Source organism: Pseudomonas sp. B16(2017), from assembly GCF_002113205.1.
Lineage (GTDB): Bacteria > Pseudomonadota > Gammaproteobacteria > Pseudomonadales > Pseudomonadaceae > Aquipseudomonas > Aquipseudomonas pharyngis.
Genome location: NZ_NEKA01000006.1, coordinates 371,812 through 388,273, shown reverse-complemented (window position 1 = coordinate 388,273; position 16,462 = coordinate 371,812). Strand labels below are relative to the sequence as shown.

General features: G+C 60.3%; 16 protein-coding genes and 4 tRNA genes. 6 read left to right on the top strand and 14 right to left on the bottom strand.

What is annotated here, in order from left to right; all coding sequences use genetic code 11:
- The 6 genes from CAG25_RS13425 to CAG25_RS13400 all read right to left on the bottom strand — a co-directional run.
- A partial coding sequence (locus tag CAG25_RS13425; RefSeq protein ID WP_256576183.1) for a DUF6531 domain-containing protein occupies positions 1-1,423 on the bottom strand: 1,423 nt, incomplete at its 3' end.
- Between the two features lie 226 nt (positions 1,424-1,649).
- Positions 1,650-2,057 carry an SEL1-like repeat protein gene (locus CAG25_RS13420; RefSeq protein WP_085611468.1) on the bottom strand — a complete coding sequence of 136 codons (408 nt, stop codon included), beginning with the start codon at positions 2,055-2,057 and terminating at the stop codon, positions 1,650-1,652.
- Positions 2,058-2,429: a hypothetical protein gene (locus CAG25_RS13415; RefSeq protein ID WP_003223109.1), complete on the bottom strand. Its 372-nt coding sequence runs from the start codon at positions 2,427-2,429 to the stop codon at positions 2,058-2,060.
- Positions 2,426-2,767, bottom strand: a complete 342-nt coding sequence (locus CAG25_RS13410; RefSeq protein WP_007950435.1) for a helix-turn-helix transcriptional regulator — start codon at positions 2,765-2,767, stop codon at positions 2,426-2,428. The genes CAG25_RS13415 and CAG25_RS13410 overlap by 4 nt, the downstream gene beginning before the upstream one ends.
- 114 nt (positions 2,768-2,881) lie before the next feature.
- Positions 2,882-3,337: a YkvA family protein gene (locus CAG25_RS13405; RefSeq protein WP_007950434.1), complete on the bottom strand. Its 456-nt coding sequence runs from the start codon at positions 3,335-3,337 to the stop codon at positions 2,882-2,884.
- Between the two features lie 297 nt (positions 3,338-3,634).
- Positions 3,635-4,357 (bottom strand): FKBP-type peptidyl-prolyl cis-trans isomerase, encoded by a 723-nt coding sequence (locus tag CAG25_RS13400; RefSeq protein WP_039769851.1) that lies wholly within the window; start codon positions 4,355-4,357, stop codon positions 3,635-3,637.
- 270 nt (positions 4,358-4,627) lie between these two features.
- On the opposite strand from CAG25_RS13400, the gene CAG25_RS13395 reads away from it, so the two are divergent.
- Both CAG25_RS13395 and CAG25_RS13390 read left to right on the top strand, forming a co-directional pair.
- Positions 4,628-6,436 (top strand): di-heme-cytochrome C peroxidase, encoded by a 1,809-nt coding sequence (locus CAG25_RS13395; RefSeq protein WP_085611654.1) that lies wholly within the window; start codon positions 4,628-4,630, stop codon positions 6,434-6,436.
- 26 nt (positions 6,437-6,462) lie between these two features.
- On the top strand, positions 6,463-7,599 hold the full coding sequence (locus tag CAG25_RS13390) for a catalase family protein (RefSeq protein WP_178076462.1): 1,137 nt from the start codon (positions 6,463-6,465) through the stop codon (positions 7,597-7,599).
- A gap of 144 nt (positions 7,600-7,743) precedes the next feature.
- Here the strand turns inward: CAG25_RS13390 and CAG25_RS13385 are convergent.
- The 4 genes from CAG25_RS13385 to CAG25_RS13370 form a co-directional block, all read right to left on the bottom strand.
- Positions 7,744-7,820 (bottom strand) — tRNA-Asp (locus tag CAG25_RS13385).
- Positions 7,821-7,839: 19 nt separating this feature from the next.
- Positions 7,840-7,915: transfer RNA gene (locus CAG25_RS13380), tRNA-Val, on the bottom strand.
- A gap of 191 nt (positions 7,916-8,106) precedes the next feature.
- A tRNA-Asp gene (locus tag CAG25_RS13375) sits at positions 8,107-8,183 on the bottom strand.
- A gap of 19 nt (positions 8,184-8,202) precedes the next feature.
- Positions 8,203-8,278, bottom strand: a tRNA-Val gene (locus tag CAG25_RS13370).
- A gap of 159 nt (positions 8,279-8,437) precedes the next feature.
- On the opposite strand from CAG25_RS13370, the gene rdgC reads away from it, so the two are divergent.
- The 3 genes from rdgC to sugE all read left to right on the top strand — a co-directional run bounded on the left by rdgC (position 8,438) and on the right by sugE (position 10,831).
- Positions 8,438-9,358 (top strand): recombination-associated protein RdgC, encoded by a 921-nt coding sequence (gene rdgC, locus CAG25_RS13365; protein WP_085611470.1) that lies wholly within the window; start codon positions 8,438-8,440, stop codon positions 9,356-9,358.
- Between the two features lie 74 nt (positions 9,359-9,432).
- Entirely contained in the window at positions 9,433-10,398 is a 966-nt protein-coding gene (locus CAG25_RS13360; RefSeq protein WP_085611471.1) for a bile acid:sodium symporter family protein, read from the top strand.
- A gap of 118 nt (positions 10,399-10,516) precedes the next feature.
- The gene (gene sugE, locus CAG25_RS13355; protein WP_008077894.1) at positions 10,517-10,831 is read left to right on the top strand and encodes a quaternary ammonium compound efflux SMR transporter SugE; all 315 of its coding nucleotides are present in this window, start codon (positions 10,517-10,519) and stop codon (positions 10,829-10,831) included.
- Positions 10,832-10,935: 104 nt separating this feature from the next.
- Here the strand turns inward: sugE and CAG25_RS13350 are convergent, their stop codons facing one another.
- The 4 genes from CAG25_RS13350 to CAG25_RS13335 all read right to left on the bottom strand — a co-directional run bounded on the left by CAG25_RS13350 (position 10,936) and on the right by CAG25_RS13335 (position 15,730).
- Positions 10,936-12,810 carry an MFS transporter gene (locus CAG25_RS13350; RefSeq protein ID WP_085611472.1) on the bottom strand — a complete coding sequence of 625 codons (1,875 nt, stop codon included), beginning with the start codon at positions 12,808-12,810 and terminating at the stop codon, positions 10,936-10,938.
- A gap of 110 nt (positions 12,811-12,920) precedes the next feature.
- Positions 12,921-14,072: a TDT family transporter gene (locus CAG25_RS13345; RefSeq protein WP_085611473.1), complete on the bottom strand. Its 1,152-nt coding sequence runs from the start codon at positions 14,070-14,072 to the stop codon at positions 12,921-12,923.
- Between the two features lie 105 nt (positions 14,073-14,177).
- Entirely contained in the window at positions 14,178-14,489 is a 312-nt protein-coding gene (locus tag CAG25_RS13340) for a cupin (protein ID WP_085611474.1), read from the bottom strand.
- Positions 14,490-14,542: 53 nt separating this feature from the next.
- Positions 14,543-15,730: an MFS transporter gene (locus tag CAG25_RS13335; protein ID WP_085611475.1), complete on the bottom strand. Its 1,188-nt coding sequence runs from the start codon at positions 15,728-15,730 to the stop codon at positions 14,543-14,545.
- 91 nt (positions 15,731-15,821) lie between these two features.
- On the opposite strand from CAG25_RS13335, the gene CAG25_RS13330 reads away from it, so the two are divergent.
- Positions 15,822-16,364 carry a TetR/AcrR family transcriptional regulator gene (locus tag CAG25_RS13330; RefSeq protein ID WP_064378684.1) on the top strand — a complete coding sequence of 181 codons (543 nt, stop codon included), beginning with the start codon at positions 15,822-15,824 and terminating at the stop codon, positions 16,362-16,364.
- Positions 16,365-16,462: the final 98 nt, after the last annotated feature.

Sequence of the window (16,462 nt, the reverse complement as noted above, 5' to 3'; positions counted from 1 at the left end):
ACGGAAACCGCGTGCGCCGGTTCTCATGGTCGACCCAGACCACCGAAGCGCCATCAATCTCCAGCCGATGCGCCAGCGAATGACTCCAGCCAAACCCCAGCCCGACGTCGATCTCGGCCGCACTGCTGCGGTACAACCGGCTGAACTCGAATGGCAGCAGCCCATCGAGCACACCATCGGTCAGCGTTAGCAGCTCTTCGCCGGTGACCATCGACACCGGACAGCCATTGGTGCAGGTCCTCGGCGCACAATCGGCGCTGTCACCGTTGGGGTTCTTCGCCTGATCTGGCGTGTCGTCGTGGTGCTCGTCTTTTTTCAGGGAAGCATTACGCCGGGCATCCCAGCGCAATTGCATGCGGCCCTTTTTCACCCCGGCGGCGATGCCTCGTGCGGCGACGGTTTTGTACTGGTTCACGTAGCCGATGAAGGTGCTGACGATGCCGAACATCGCCTTCACCAGGCGCGTCACCGCCGACAGCAACTGAGCGCCACGCTCCGCCAGACGCAAGGTCAGATACGCAATCCCCGCCCCGGCACCGACAAAGGTCAGCACAACGCTGATCAACACATCGATCAGCAGTTGCACCACCACCATCGAGACGGCCTCGGCGGTTTTTCCGGCAATTTCATTAGGTGGCAGCATCTCCAGCCAGAGGCTGGCGGTACGCAGCAACAGGCACAGCGCCGCCTCGTCACTGACGAGCAGTTGGAGCTGCTCCATCTTTTCGGGCATCGACACCGCGAACTCGGCCAACGCTGTCGCGCTGTCTCCCAGACGACCACCAAACTCGAGCGGATTCTTGAGGATCTCCGACAGCAACCCGATGCTGTCCCACACTCCCTCGATAGCCGCCCAGCTCCCGGCCAGCATGCCGTTCCCGGCTGCTGTGACCACCGACTGCGACCATTGCGGCTTGAATCCCTGCCACTCGCTGCGCAGCCAGCCATCCAGCTGCCGAGTCAGGCCATCGTAGGATTCGAAAAGCGCATCAACCTGCTGCTCGCTGGCCTCGCCGTGCACCACCACCCGATAAAACTTGCCCGCCTCACCGGTGAACTCCCCTTTGCCCTGAGCATCAAGGGTGACGGACTTGACTGCGCCGCCCTCCACCGCCACCACATCGACAACGATGCCGCCCAACGGAATGTCGTACGCCGACTCGAACTTGCTCTCGATCTCCATCGGCCCGGATTGCGGGCATTGCACGATCGCAGAAGTAAAACGGCCGTCGTCAATCGCAACCGCCGTGCTGTGCTCGCCGAAACGGATGATCCGCTCCATCCCCATCAGCGACGGCAGATCGGCCGCATGACTGACGCCGTCTGCCGAGCGACTGAGCCAGTGCTTCAGCTGTTCGCGATAGAGATCGAGGGTGCGGGGAAAGCTGTCGAGTTCTTGCTCGATGCGGGTGACGGCATCCATCAGCGCATTCCCATGCGCATGGCGAAACGAAAAACCGGGTCGAACATATGCGTTCCCTCGCGCAAAAATCAGGCGAGGGACTGTGCGGGGGATCAATCAGAAAAGAAGTCAGGCGAGTAGGCAGAGAATGTAGGAGAAGTCTGTAACTGATTTTTTATCGAATTGCAGACGCAAAAACGGGGCGGGAGGTTTCCCTCACGCCCCGTTCACGGAACAGGTGATTTGCTTATTGAGAAGCGTCTCGACGAGCCAGCTCTTTCAACTTGAGCTCGGCCAACGGATGCCCGGCCTTGGCGGCCATGGTCCACCAGCGAGCGGCTTCCGAAGGATCTGGCGCTTTGCTCGGCGTACCTGCAAGACTGATGACACCGACCTGATACGCCGCTTTGCCATCCCCGGCCAGCGCTGCCAGTCGCAACAACCGTACACCTTCTTCACGCGCGCCCAAGCCAACCCCGCGAAACGTCAGGATGTGCCCGTAAAAACTTTGCGCGCCGACATCGCCCAGGTTGGCCATGCGCGCAAACTGCCCTTCGAGCCAGCGCCAGCCGCGGGGCTGACGAACAAACCACGACCAGTGAAACAGCCTACGGGCCAGCCAGTAACTTGCCCGCGCCTTGAGTCGTAAAAACACTCAGGCCTCCGCCGATTCCGGGTACTCGTACTCAAACACCCGTACCACTTCCGAGGCATGCCAGGAGGCGGCGGCAACACCGTCGGACGGCCCGGAAAAACGCCCCAGGCGCTCGACACACTCAAAGAAACCGGTGCGTGGCAGGCGACTGGCACCCTGGCTGATCACCAGCGAACTGCGCAACGGTTGTTCGGCTTTCGCGTCCAGTGCGGCGAGATGCTCCAGTGCAGCAGTCAATGTCTGCATGGCCGGCGTGGGCAGTTGCAGACGTTCAAGCAAGGCTCGATAAGTCAAAAGATGGCGCTGCCTGCGCGCCTGATCCAGCTCCCCCAGCAATCCGTCCCAATGTTGACGACTGATGCGTACGCTCACGATTGTTCCCTCCACCCTGGCACCGTCAACTCCCAGGCCAGGCTGCGGCGAATCGCGGCGTCGGGCAGACGCTCGCCACTTTCAATCATGGCCAGGTAAGACGGGCTGATGCCTACCGTGCGGGCCAGCGCCTCGATGGCGATGCCCTTCCCTTCGCGCAAACTGCGTAACTGATCCAGACCTGGAAGAATCGGGTCCGGGGTTGCCGCAAGCGGCGCTGGAGCCGGTTGCGACGGTGCTTCGTTGATGCCTGCTGCTTTCAGTAGAGCCTGATACTGAGCCCATGGCAGAACCGCATATTCGGGTTCGCCATCGCGTGCAATTATCTGAATATCCATGACTACCCCGTAGGACAACAACACTTAGCGAGTCGGCACTTTTCCCTAGAAGTGTAATCCTAACAGCGGCCAAGGTCGTGGGGGGTATCTATCTGTATAAGAGGCTGTCGCGATTCAGGACTTTTTCGGCCCCTGAAGCTGAAGTTGCTCGGGCGTATCGGGCAGACGCTCGACCACTCTGAGCTTTTCCGGCGCCTGGCGCTGACGCCACAGGCGGAAGGCGTTCAGTTCATCGTCGAGGGTTTTCATCAGCCAGGCGAGAACGGCGATGTCATCGAGCATGCCGAACATGGGAATGAAATCCGGGATCGCATCCACCGGGCTGAGGAAGTACATCAGACCGGCCACCACCGAAACGATCGCCTTGGCGCTGATCGCGCGGTATTCGCCGCGCCAGTACGCCAGGCACAGCGCCTGCAACAGACGCAAATCGTCCTTCAGCTTGCCGAGGCGATTGCCTTGGGCGGCGCCTTTGCTGGCCACGGCGAACAACAAGGTCGGCAAGCGGCCTCGAGCCAGCAAACGTCCGGCCAAAGGCAGGAATCGGGCGAAATTCCACGGCGCTTTCATTTATTTCTCCCGTTGAAATGTTATCCACACAAATTGTGGATAACCTTGTGAACAGAGCTGCATTTCAGCGCTGAGAGCCCCGTTTCATAAGGGCTGCGCTCAGATCGGGCGTTTTTTACACACATAAAAAAACCCAATATTTCATTGACTTGGCGGCTCCGGGCGTCTAGCGCGAGCAACCTTAAAGTCTAGGACTGCCATGACCGGCATCGGTTCGGTCTGTTTACGCCGACCATCGTCCAGATGCAACAACGCCCCGCATAAGCGAGGCGTTGTTGTTGAAACCGGTGCCGATGCTTATTGCTTGGCGGCAGCGGCGTCTTCTTTGGCTGGATCCTTGATACCCAACAGTTCCAGGTCGAAGACCAGAACCGAGTTGGCCGGGATTGCCGGGCTTGGCGATTGTGCGCCGTAAGCCAGATCGCTAGGGATGTACAGCTTGTACTTCTCGCCAACGTGCATCAGTTGCAGGCCTTCGACCCAACCCGGGATCACACCGCTGACCGGCAGATCGATCGGGCTGCCGCGCTCGACGGAGCTGTCGAATACGGTGCCGTTGGTCAGCTTGCCGGTGTAGTGAACGGTCACGACATCAGTAGGCTTAGGCTGTGGGCCGTCGGCTTTCTTGACCACTTCGTACTGCAAGCCGGAAGCGGTGGTGGTCACGCCGGCTTTCTTGCCGTTTTCTTCGAGGAATTTCTTGCCGGCGGCTGCCGACTCTTCGCTCATCTTGGCCATGCGCTCTTCGGCACGCTTTTGCAGCGCGGCGAAAGCTTCGACCAGTTCTTCATCTTTCAGCTTCTGTTCTTTCTTGCCAACGGCATCTTCGATGCCCTGGGCTACCGCTTTGGAGTCCAGATCATCCATGCCTTCCTGAGCAAGGCTCTTGCCCATGTTCAGGCCGATACCGTAGGAAGCTTTTTGCGCCGGGGTTTTCAGCTCTACGCTGGTCTGCGAATCACAACCCGCGAGTACCAGGCTAACCAGGGCAACCGCCGCCGCCAACCGATGCTGTTTCATGCTATTTCCTTGTTCATGCGCCGAAAGGGCAATCGAGTAAAGCCGCGAGCTTATCAGGCCGCCACGACCAATGGCTACCGGCATGAGAGCAGGAATCTTCCGATAAGTTCAGGGATTAAAACGCATTTGGCCAACGCCGTGATGAAGCTTCTGTCATCTGGCTCTGACGACAATTGATGTCACCTCCCACAACACTTGGCGTAATGGCCACTTGCCGCACACCACCCGCCTCAGGCATAACAGCGCAACAAATCGACAAGGATGTTCATCTTGCGCCTCTTATACCGTGTGCTGACGCTGATCGTGGTGCTGCTGGGACTGGTCCTGGCAGTGGTTCTTTACTATGTCGCCAATCCGAAATTGCCCTTCCCGACGCCCGCGAAACAGGTGCATTACCTGGATCAGTGGACTGAGCAAGAGCGCCAGACCTACTACTTCACCCCACAGGGAACGCAGGTCAAAGGCTTGCGTTACGAATGGTTCCAGGCGCTGGAGCTGCCTTTCTCGCAGCAACGTTTTGCCTCCCCGGAATACCTCGCGCGCTTCGGCTTTCTGATCGATCCGCAGCAGAAAGCCACGCCGGACAACCCGGGCAATCTGCCGGTGGGTTTCGCCAGGCATCAGAATCCCGGCAGCTCCGAGCAATATCTCGACATCACATGCGCGGCCTGCCACACCGGCGAATTGCACTTCAATGGCCAGGCAGTGCGCATAGACGGCGGCTCGGCTCAGCATGTGTTGCCTTCCAGCGTTCCTACATTGCGCGGCGGCAGTTTCGGACAGGCATTGGTCGCCAGTCTCACCTCGACTTACTACAACCCGTGGAAATTCGAGCGCTTTGCCCGCCACGTGCTGGGCAACGACTACGACGCACGCCACGAACAACTGCGCAAAGACTTCAAACGCTCACTGAACACCTTCATCAAAGTGGCCTGGAATGACACCCATCGCGGCCTCTACCCCACCGAAGAAGGCCCCGGCCGCACCGATGCCTTCGGGCGTATCGCCAACGCGACCTTCGGCGATGCGATCTCCCCAAGCAACTATCGCGTGGCCAACGCCCCGGTGGATTACCCGCAGCTATGGGACATGTGGACCTTCGACTGGGTGCAATGGAACGGCTCGGCGCAGCAACCGATGGCGCGCAATATCGGCGAGGCGCTGGGGGTCGGCGCCACGCTGAATTTCTTCGACGCCAACGGCCAGCCGCTGCAGGGCGATGACCGCTATGCCTCCAGCGTACGTGTGCGTGATCTGCACAAGATCGAAGAAACCCTGCAAAAACTGCGACCGCCGGCATGGCCTGAAGAGGTGCTCGGCGTCATCGACAAACCCTTGGCGGCCAAGGGCCGAGCCCTGTTCGCCGAGAATTGCGCCGGGTGCCACGTACCGCGCCAGACCCAGGAAGGCGACCGCTGGGTGCAACACCTGCACATGCTACCGGTGGAAGTCATCGGCACCGACCCGAACGCCGCCAACAACATTGCCAATCACCGCTTCGACCTGACCGCTCTGCAATGGAACTCGGCGGAGTTGGAACAAATGGACGTGAAGTTACACCCCAAACCCAAGGAACCGCTGGACCTCAGCCAGCTTTCAGTGGCCAAGGGACTGGCTTACGTCACCGCCTTCGTGGAAAACCGTGCGTACCGTGAAGCGGGCGTCACCGTCGCCGAAAAACCACAGCTCGACGGCTTCGGTCTGCCGATTGGCGTTCGCGAAAAAGTCGCCTACAAGGCGCGTCCGCTTGCTGGTGTATGGGCCACGGCCCCGTTCCTGCACAACGGCTCGGTGCCGAGCCTTTATCAGTTGCTGTCGCCTCAGGACGAGCGCGCCACCACCTTCTATAAAGGCACCTTCGAATACGACCCGCGCCATCTGGGCTACCGCACCGAAGCCTTCACCAACGGCTTCCTGTTCGACACCCGCATTACCGGCAACCACAACAGTGGCCACGAATTCCGTGCCGGCGAGCGCGGCAACGGCGTCATCGGCCGACTGTTGCAGCCTGAAGAACGCTGGGCGTTGCTGGAATACCTGAAAGTGCTGGGCGGCCCGCTGGAGGCGCAACTGCCATGATCTTCAATTCCTTCAAAAGACCTTCGCTGCTCGCGCGTTTCTGGCTCTGGCTGGGACGGATACTGGGCAAAACCTTGCTGATCTTGTTGGTGATCGGCATGATCGGCTGGGCCCTGGCGACCACCTGGTTCGCCTGGCAGCACCGTGGTCCGGTGTCGGCGCTGGAACAGATTCCGGACGGCGAGGCCGCCATGACCCAGGACGTGATTCAGACCGCCGTGCGCATCGTCGACCAGCACCGCGAAAGCACCCGCTACCTGCGCGACGCCCATGCCAAGGCCCATGGCTGCGTTAAGGCCGACGTGCAGGTATTGCCGGATCTGGCGCAAGAGTTGCGCCAGGGCGTCTTCAGCGAACCGGGCAAGCTGTGGAAAGCGACGATGCGCCTGTCCAACGGCAACGCCTATCCGCAATTCGACAGCATCCGCGATGCCCGGGGCATGGCGCTCAAGCTGCTCGATGTGCCGGGCAAGCAGTTGCTGGGTGACCGCCAGGGTCTGAATGAGCAGGACTTTGTGATGTTCAGTCACCCGAACTTCTTTGTCAGCGATGTCGCCGAGTATCGTCAGAATGTGGCGGCGCAGGCTGATGGCAAGAAGGTCATGGCGTTTTTTCCGGGGTGGGATCCGCGCCAGTGGCAAATTCGGCACCTGTTCATTGCGCTGGCGACCCTTTCGCCACCACCAGAGAGCCCGACACGTACGACCTACTTTTCGGTATCGCCCTACAAGTTCGGCGAGGCCAATGCCAAGTTCCGGGTGATGCCGGATCCGGAGCGCTGCCCTACATATACCTTGCCGAAACAGAACCAGGATCTGCCGAACTTCCTGCGCACCGCGTTGAATCAGCAGCTGTCGACCGACCGGATACCGGCGTGTTTCGTGTTGCAGATCCAGCGCCAGGACGCGAACAAGTACATGCCGATCGAAGACACCAGCATCGAATGGCGCGAGCAGGACAGCCCATTCCAGACAGTGGCGAGGATCACCCTGCCCCCGCAGGACTTCGACACCCCGGCGTTGAACCTGCAATGCGACAACCTGTCGTTCAATCCCTGGTTCGGCATCGACGCTCATCGCCCGATTGGCGGGATCAACCGCCTGCGCAAAGCGGTGTATGAAGCGGTGAGTGATTACCGGCACAGCCGCAACTCGGCGCAATAGCAGCGCCAGAAACGAAAAAAGCGACCGGCAAAGGTCGCTTTCTCATGTTCAGGCCCGGCAAAGCCAAATCCCGGACAGCAAAAAGCCCGCACCAGGCGGGCTTTCTGTGGTGATCTGGCGTTCAGTGTTCCAGATGACCGAATATGGCGCAGCGGACGGGACTCGAACCCGCGACCCCCGGCGTGACAGGCCGGTATTCTAACCGACTGAACTACCGCTGCGCGAAACGCTTGAAACGAATGGTGGGTGATGACGGGATCGAACCGCCGACATTCTGCTTGTAAGGCAGACGCTCTCCCAGCTGAGCTAATCACCCTTCGCTTCGTTACGGGGCGCATTATGCCACAAGTTTTCGTAAAGTGTTGATTTAATTGAAGTTTTTTTTCAAAAAAATCCGAAAACCGGTGAAACGACACATCCCGCATGTACAACTCGAGGCAGAAAAAAACCCGCCTTGGCGGGTTTTTCCGTGGTGACCTGGCGTTCAGTGTTCCAGGTTACCGAATATGGCGCAGCGGACGGGACTCGAACCCGCGACCCCCGGCGTGACAGGCCGGTATTCTAACCGACTGAACTACCGCTGCGCTAACCACTTGAAACGAATGGTGGGTGATGACGGGATCGAACCGCCGACATTCTGCTTGTAAGGCAGACGCTCTCCCAGCTGAGCTAATCACCCTTCGCTTCGGTGTGGCGCGCATTCTACGGAGCGACCCAACCTCTGGCAAGCACTTTTTTAATTAATTTTCTCAGGCCTTCCAAAGGCTTAGAGAAGGGTTGGCCTATGACCCGGCGAAGACAATAATGCCCCCCTTTGTATAAAGGAGAGACTCACCCCATGTGGTTCAAGAACCTGCTTATCTATCGCCTGACCCAAGACCTGCCTGTCGATGCCGAGGCGCTGGAAACTGCACTGGCCACCAAACTGGCGCGTCCATGTGCAAGCCAGGAGTTGACCACCTACGGTTTCGTCGCGCCGTTCGGCAAGGGCGAAGATGCTCCACTGGTGCACGTCAGCGGTGACTTCCTGCTGATCTCCGCCCGTAAAGAAGAACGCATCCTGCCGGGCAGCGTCGTGCGTGACGCGGTCAAGGAGAAGGTCGAAGAGATCGAAGCCGCGCAGATGCGCAAGGTCTATAAGAAGGAACGCGATCAGATCAAGGATGAAATCATCCAGGCGTTCCTGCCGCGCGCGTTTATCCGCCGCTCGTCGACCTTCGCCGCCATCGCGCCGAAACAGGGCCTGATCCTGGTCAACTCGGCCAGCCCGAAACGCGCCGAAGACCTGCTCTCCACCCTGCGTGAAGTGATCGGCACCCTGCCGGTTCGTCCGCTGACAGTCAAAACCGCGCCGACCGCCGTGATGACCGAATGGGTCACCACCCAGCAAGCCGCCCCGGACTTCTTCGTCCTGGACGAGTGCGAACTGCGCGACACCCATGAAGACGGCGGCATCGTGCGTTGCAAGCGTCAGGACCTGACCAGCGAAGAAATCCAGCTGCACCTGAGCACCGGCAAGGTGGTGACTCAACTGTCGCTGGCATGGCAGGACAAACTGTCGTTCATGCTCGACGACAAGATGACCGTCAAGCGCCTGAAATTCGAAGATCTGTTGCAGGATCAGGCGGAACAGGACGGCGGCGACGAAGCCCTGGGCCAACTGGACGCCAGCTTCACCCTGATGATGCTGACGTTCGGCGACTTCCTGCCGGCGCTGGTTGAAGCGCTGGGCGGCGAAGAGACTCCGCAGGGCATCTAAGCCTCTGCGCAGTCTTTGGATTATCTTCAAACGCCACCGCTTCAGTGGCGTTTTCACATAATAAGGAACAGGCCATGCGCGCACTGGCTGCACTGAGTCGTTTTGTTGGCAACACCTTCGCTTACTGGGTTCTGATTTTCGCGGTTATCGCGTTCTTGCAACCGGCCTGGTTCCTCGGCCTCAAAGGCGCGATCGTGCCGTTGCTCGGGCTGGTGATGTTCGGCATGGGCCTGACCCTCAAGCTCGACGACTTCGCCGCCGTCGCCCGCCATCCGTGGCGTGTGGCACTGGGCGTGGTCGCGCACTTTGTGATCATGCCGGGGATGGCCTGGTTGCTGTGCCAGATCTTTCATCTGCCGCCGGAAATCGCCGTCGGCGTGATTCTGGTCGGTTGCTGCCCGAGTGGCACCTCCTCGAACGTCATGACCTGGCTGGCCCGTGGCGACCTGGCGCTGTCGGTGGCCATCGCCGCCGTCACCACCCTCCTCGCCCCGCTGCTGACGCCCGCGCTGATCTGGCTGTTGGCCTCGGCCTGGTTGCCGGTTTCGTTCATGGAATTGTTCTGGTCGATCCTGCAAGTGGTCCTGCTGCCAATCGTCCTCGGCGTGGTCGCGCAACGTGTGCTTGGTGACAAGGTGCGCCACGCGGTGGAAGTGCTGCCGCTGGTGTCGGTGGTCAGCATCGTGATCATCGTTGCCGCCGTGGTTGCCGCCAGCCAGGCGAAAATCGCCGAATCCGGCCTGCTGATCATGGCAGTGGTAATGCTGCACAACAGCTTCGGTTATCTGCTGGGTTATTTCACCGGGCGCCTGTTCGGCCTGCCGCTGCCGCAACGCAAATCCCTGGCGCTGGAAGTCGGCATGCAGAACTCGGGGCTGGGTGCTGCGCTGGCCAGTGCGCATTTCTCGCCGCTGGCGGCGGTGCCGAGCGCGTTGTTCAGTGTGTGGCACAACATTTCCGGGGCGCTGCTGTCGACCTGGTTCCGGCGGATGAGCGAAAAAGAAGACCGTGAGACGTTGGCACAACAGACGGCCGACTGATTCCGGATCGCGGTGCGGCGCACATTTTTAGGTAGTATGTGCGCCACGCGGGGACGACCCTGCGGCTCAATCGAGTTTTCAATCAGGGGACGGCCCCGTCAATCGATGGAGGTCTTCCATGTCCTGGATCATTCTGTTTTTCGCCGGCCTGTTCGAAGTCGGCTGGGCCGTCGGCCTGAAATACACCGACGGCTTCAGCCGTCCGCTGCCCACCGCTCTCACCGTCGCCGCCATGGCGATCAGCCTTGGCCTGCTGGGTCTGGCGATGAAGGAATTGCCGCTGGGCACGGCCTATGCGATCTGGACTGGCGTCGGTGCCGTGGGCACGGTGATTGCCGGGATCATCCTGTTTGGCGAATCGATGGCGTTGATTCGCCTGGCCAGCGTTGCACTGATCATCACCGGATTGATCGGGCTCAAGGTCAGCGCCTGATTCACTACCGCTATCGCGAGCAGGCTCGCTCCCACATTGGAACTGTGAATACGGAACTACTGTGGGAGCGAGCCTGCTCGCGATGAGGCCAGCACAGCCAATGATTATCTGACTGTCCCGCGCAATTCCCCGACCAACGCCTGCAGTTCCGCTGGCTGCGCCGCTTCGACGGCGACCGGCGAACCCGCCACCAGCGTCACCCGCGACCACAAGCGCCGGAACACTCCCTTGTTCGGATCGCGGCTGAAGAAACTGCCCCACAACCCCTGCAACGCCAGCGGAATCACCGGCACCGGCGTCTCTTCGAGAATCCGCGTCAGCCCGCCCTTGAACTCGTTGATCTCGCCATCGGCGGTCAATTTGCCTTCCGGAAAGATGCAAACCAGTTCACCGTCCTTCAGGTACTGGGCAATCCGGGTGAAGGCCTTTTCGTAGATCTGAATGTCTTCCTGGCGTCCGGCGATAGGAATCGTCCCCGCCGTGCGGAAGATGAAGTTCAGCACCGGCAGGTTGTAGATCTTGTAGTACATGACAAAGCGAATCGGCCGACGCACCGCGCCGCCGATCAGCAAGGCATCGACGAACGACACGTGGTTGCACACCAGCAACGCCGCGCCTTCATCCGGAATCGCGTCAAGGTTGCGATGCTCGACGCGGTACATCGAATGGCTGAGCAGCCAGATCATGAAACGCATGCTGAACTCGGGGACGATCTTGAAGATGTAGGCGTTGACGCCGATGTTCAGCAGCGACACCACCAGGAACAGCTGCGGAATCGACAGTTTGACCACGCTCAGCAACACGATGGTGACAATCGCCGAAATCACCATGAACAGCGCGTTGAGAATATTGTTGGCCGCGATCACCCTGGCCCGTTCGTTCTCGGCGGTGCGCGACTGGATCAATGCGTACAGCGGCACGATGTAGAAACCGCCAAAGATCCCGAGGCCCAGCACATCGACCAACACCGCCCAGGCATGGCCGAAGCCCAGTACTTCAGTCCAACTGTGGCCGGCGGCGCTTTCTGGAATTCCACCGGAATGCCACCACAGCAACAACCCGAAAACCGTCAGGCCGAACGAGCCAAACGGCACCAGGCCAATCTCGACTTTGCGTCCGGACAGCTTCTCGCACAGCATCGAACCCAGCGCGATACCGACCGAAAACACCGTCAGAATCAGGGTGACCACGGTTTCGTCACCGTGCATCCATTCCTTGGCATAAGCCGGGATCTGCGTCAGATAAATCGCCCCGACGAACCAGAACCACGAGTTGCCGACGATCGAGCGCGACACCGCAGGCGTCTGCCCCAGGCCGAGTTTCAAGGTCGCCCACGACTGACTGAAGATGTTCCAGTTAAGGCGCATTTCCGGGGTCGCCGCTGCTGCGCGGGGAATGCTGCGACTGGCCAGATAACCCAGCACGGCGATGCCGACAATCGCGGCGGACACCACCGGCGCGTAATTGACCGACGACATCATCACCCCGGCGCCGATGGTCCCGGCCAGAATGGCCAGAAACGTGCCCATCTCCACCAGCCCGTTGCCGCCGACCAGTTCATCGTCGCGCAAAGCCTGCGGCAGGATCGAATATTTCACCGGCCCGAACAGCGCCGAGTGCGTGCCCATGGCGAATAGCGCCACCAGCATCAATGACAGGTGATCGAACAGGAAGCCGACGGATCCCACGGCCATGATGGCGATTTCTGCCAGTTTGATCAGACGGATCAACGCGTCCTTGGCGAATTTTTCCCCGAACTGCCCGGCCAGCGCCGAGAACAGAAAGAACGGCAGAATAAACAGCAGCGCACACAGGTTGACCCAGATCGAGCGATCACCCTCGATGGTCAGCCGATAGAGAATGGCGAGGATCAGCGACTGCTTGAACACGTTGTCATTGAACGCGCCAAGCGACTGAGTGATGAAGAACGGCAGGAAGCGCCGGGTGCGCAGCAGGTTGAACTGTGAGGGGTGACTCATCTTCCGTGTGACCCTGTTGTTTTTGGAAAGAGAAGGTAGCGAGTGGCCTGGCTACGCTTATAAGAATCTCGAACCGCGATCCAGGCCACACATTACCTAATCTTTGCAGGTTATTTCTTCAAACCTGCAATACACGGTGAAACAAACAGCTCACCGCGCCACGCGCCTTGCAGGGTGCGTTTACCGACGATCAGCCACATCACCGCCAGCAACGTCACCAGCACACAACCGGCCACGCTAAAGAACGTCAGGTGCAACGTGCTGCCCAGTTTCAGGGTTGCCAGCGAATAAACGCCCAACGGGAAGGTGAATCCCCACCAGCCAAGGTTGAACGGGATGCCATCACGCAGGTAACGCACGGTGATCAGCAGCGCGATAAGCATCCACCACAGACCGAAGCCCCACAGCGTGATCCCGGCGACCAGCCCCAGGCCCGACGCCATTTCGCCGATGCCCGGCAGACCGTTGGCCGCGAAGATCGCCGGGGCGTCGCCACCCAGCAGCAACATGCCCAGGGCGCCGGTGCCGATTGGCCCCAGGGCCAGCCAGCTCGATGCCGCCATGTTTTCGTGGGGCAATTTGTGCAAGGCCATGCGCAATAACAGGATGGTCAGGATGCTGAACGCCACCGGCAGAGAAAAGGCCCAGAGCACGTAGCTGGTCACCAGCACCACCAGTTGCGAATGGGCATCGGCGAGATGCGGCGCGAGCAGTCCACCGCTGGCCGCCGCCACTTCCGCGGCCACCACCGGCAGCAGCCAGACGGCGGTCATCTGATCGATGCTGTGTTCCTGACGGGTAAACATCATGTAGGGAATCAGCACGCCGCAGGCCAGCGACATCGCCACGTCCAGCCACCACAACACTTCGGCCAGTTGAATGACCCCATCGCCCCAGCGCGGCAGACCGAACAGCAGAAAGCCGTTGATGATGGTCGCCAGGCCCATGGGAATGGTGCCGAAGAACATCGAAACCGTGGAGTGGCCGAAGATCCGCCGCGCTTCGTCGAAGAACAAAATCCAGCGCGCGGCATACGCAGCGGTAAACAGCACGAACAACAGAATGTTGAACATCCACAGCCCTTCGGCCACCGCGCGCAGGCCGGGAATGGACACCGGCAATTGCGCCAGCGCCAACGCCAGCACGCCGGTGCCCATGGTGGCGGCGAACCAGTTCGGGGTGAATTGGCGGATCACTTCACGCGGGTGCTGAAGCTGGCTGAATGGCTTGATGCCGGGTTTGACGCTATTGGGGCACATCATCATGAACTCCTGTCCTCAGGTGAGGTTGAGATCATGGTAGAACCGAATCGAATATCTATATAACGGGTAATATCTCTAACTGTTATCTATTTTGTAGATAACCAGTCAGACACTGCCTTCGGTTTCGATCACCAGAATCCGAGCCGCACCCTGAGGATGAGCGACGTGTTCGGTGCCGATGGAGGCGTAGAAGATATCGCCAACGTCGAGCAAGGCCTGCTTCTCCTCGCCTCCTTCGCGGTAGTGCATGAGCACTTTGCCGTCGAGCACCACAAACACTTCTTCACCGTCATTGACGTGCCATTTGTAGGGCTGGTCGGTCCAGTGCAAACGCGTGGTGATGCCGTTCATGTTGGCGATGTCGAGCGCGCCCCAGGCACGCTCGGCGGTGAAGGTCTTGCTGCGGATAATCTTCATGCGTCGATCCGTGAGAAGAATGGGCTGGCCAAGGCTAACCGAATCTGACGGGCTTATGGAGCGCTGCAGGCCTTCGCCGCTTGCGCCCGGAAACTCATCAGCAGCGCACCGACCGCCAGCACAATCAGCACCGCGCCATACACATCGGTGGTGGTCAGCAGGCCCACGCTGTGGGTGAAGTGTCCGGCCAACAACGCCGGCAGGCAGAACGCCAGGTAACTCAGCACATAAAACGCCGACATCAAACCGGCGCGCTCATGGGGCAATGCCAACGGCACCAGACTGCGCACCGCTCCGAGAAAACCGGAGCCAAAGCCACACCCGGCCACCAGTGTGCCGAAGAAGAACAGCGACAGACTGGCGCTGTGCACGCCCAACAGAATCAGCACGATGCCGGCCGGCAGCAGGCTCGCCCCGAGTTGCAGCGCCCGGGAGGCGGGACGATTGCGCAACGTGAAGATCATCAACGCACCGGTCACGGTCAACGCCGCCACGGTCGCGCCGCCGATCAGATTGGAGGTGGAGCCGGTAGCCGTGCGCACCAGCGACGGCGCCAGCGAGGCATAGAAACCGCCGAGCGCCCAGGTCGCGGTGTTCAACGGCAAAACTCGCCACAGCGTCGAACGCGCCTGAACCGGCACATGCAGGGTCGGCCGCAACGAGGCCCATGCCCCGGTCTGCGGCGAGACGCTTTCCGGCAGGCGCCACACATAGATGCCTTGCAACACAAACAGCGCGAGCAGCAACCAATAGGTCAATTGCAAAGGCGCCGGGGCGAACTCGGCCAGCAAGCCGCAGCCCATGCCACCCAACGCCATACCCAGCAACGGCGCAACGCTGTTGATCAACGGCCCTTGCTGACGGTCGGTGTCCAGCAGCGTCGCACTCAATACGGCGGTGGCCATGCCGGTGGCGAAACCTTGCAGCACTCGCGCGCCGATCAGCCAGCCCACGCTGTCGGCGTAGATAAACAGCAACATCGACAGCGCATTGAGCGTCACGGCGGTGAAGATCACCGGTTTGCGTCCCAGGTGATCCGACAGCGAACCGACCGTCAGCAACGCGGCCAGCAGACTGAGGGCATAGACGCCGAAAATCAGGGTCAGCACCGCTGCCGAAAAATGCAGCTGATCCTGATACAGGTGATACAACGGCGTCGGCGCAGTGGAAGCGGCGAGAAAACTCAGTAAGGTGATCGCCAGAAACCACAGGCTGGAACGGTTGGAAGCAAGGCTGGTCATGGGCACACTCCGCAAAAGCTAATTTTTTGCTTTTGCGGAGTGTGCTCTTGGCTTGCGCTTAAAGCAAATTCTTTGTGTTAAGGTCTGCCGCATGGCTATTAAAGAAGGTTTACGCCCCGGCGGTCGCAGCGCCCGGGTGCAGGAGTCGATTCACTCGGCAGTCCGCGCGCTTCTGCAAGAACAGGAGCGCTCAACGGTGACCGTCCCGCAAATCGCGGCGCGCGCCGGGGTAACGCCATCAACCATTTATCGGCGCTGGGGCGATCTGGCGACCTTGCTGGCCGACGTTGCCCTCGCCCGCATGCGCCCCGACAGCGAGCCGGCTGAAACCGGCAGCCTGCGTAGCGACATCCGCGCGTGGGCCGAACAATACCTCGACGAAATGAGTTCGGAACCCGGGCGCAACATGATGCGCGACGTGCAGGCGAGTGCGACGCCGGGCTATTGCGTGGCGATCATCGGCGCGCAGTTGCAGACCATCATCGAGCGCCACCCCAAGGAACCGGCGCCGAGCGTGGATCGGCTGATCAATCTGGTGGTGTCCCCGGTGGTATTTCGCATTCTGTTTTCGGCAGCGCCGCTGGAGGTCGAAGAACTGCACCGCTTGATCGACATCGCGCTGAAACCGGACTGACCGCAGAACCGGCCGGTTCTGTTCCTGCGACACCCCGCCGCGCCACGACCTTGGTCGACACTGACTAACCGCCGCGCCCGTGCGAGACTGTCTGACCG

What these genes read in the sequence shown, in the direction of transcription:
- CAG25_RS13410 (WP_007950435.1), bottom strand. Translation starts at nt 2,767, where the DNA reads ATGGATATTCAGATAATTGCACGCGATGGCGAACCCGAATATGCGGTT.
- CAG25_RS13405 (WP_007950434.1), bottom strand. Translation starts at nt 3,337, where the DNA reads ATGAAAGCGCCGTGGAATTTCGCCCGATTCCTGCCTTTGGCCGGACGT.
- CAG25_RS13400 (WP_039769851.1), bottom strand. Translation starts at nt 4,357, where the DNA reads ATGAAACAGCATCGGTTGGCGGCGGCGGTTGCCCTGGTTAGCCTGGTA.
- rdgC (WP_085611470.1), top strand. Translation starts at nt 8,438, where the DNA reads ATGTGGTTCAAGAACCTGCTTATCTATCGCCTGACCCAAGACCTGCCT.
- CAG25_RS13360 (WP_085611471.1), top strand. Translation starts at nt 9,433, where the DNA reads ATGCGCGCACTGGCTGCACTGAGTCGTTTTGTTGGCAACACCTTCGCT.
- sugE (WP_008077894.1), top strand. Translation starts at nt 10,517, where the DNA reads ATGTCCTGGATCATTCTGTTTTTCGCCGGCCTGTTCGAAGTCGGCTGG.
- CAG25_RS13350 (WP_085611472.1), bottom strand. Translation starts at nt 12,810, where the DNA reads ATGAGTCACCCCTCACAGTTCAACCTGCTGCGCACCCGGCGCTTCCTG.
- CAG25_RS13345 (WP_085611473.1), bottom strand. Translation starts at nt 14,072, where the DNA reads ATGATGTGCCCCAATAGCGTCAAACCCGGCATCAAGCCATTCAGCCAG.
- CAG25_RS13340 (WP_085611474.1), bottom strand. Translation starts at nt 14,489, where the DNA reads ATGAAGATTATCCGCAGCAAGACCTTCACCGCCGAGCGTGCCTGGGGC.
- CAG25_RS13335 (WP_085611475.1), bottom strand. Translation starts at nt 15,730, where the DNA reads ATGACCAGCCTTGCTTCCAACCGTTCCAGCCTGTGGTTTCTGGCGATC.
- CAG25_RS13330 (WP_064378684.1), top strand. Translation starts at nt 15,822, where the DNA reads ATGGCTATTAAAGAAGGTTTACGCCCCGGCGGTCGCAGCGCCCGGGTG.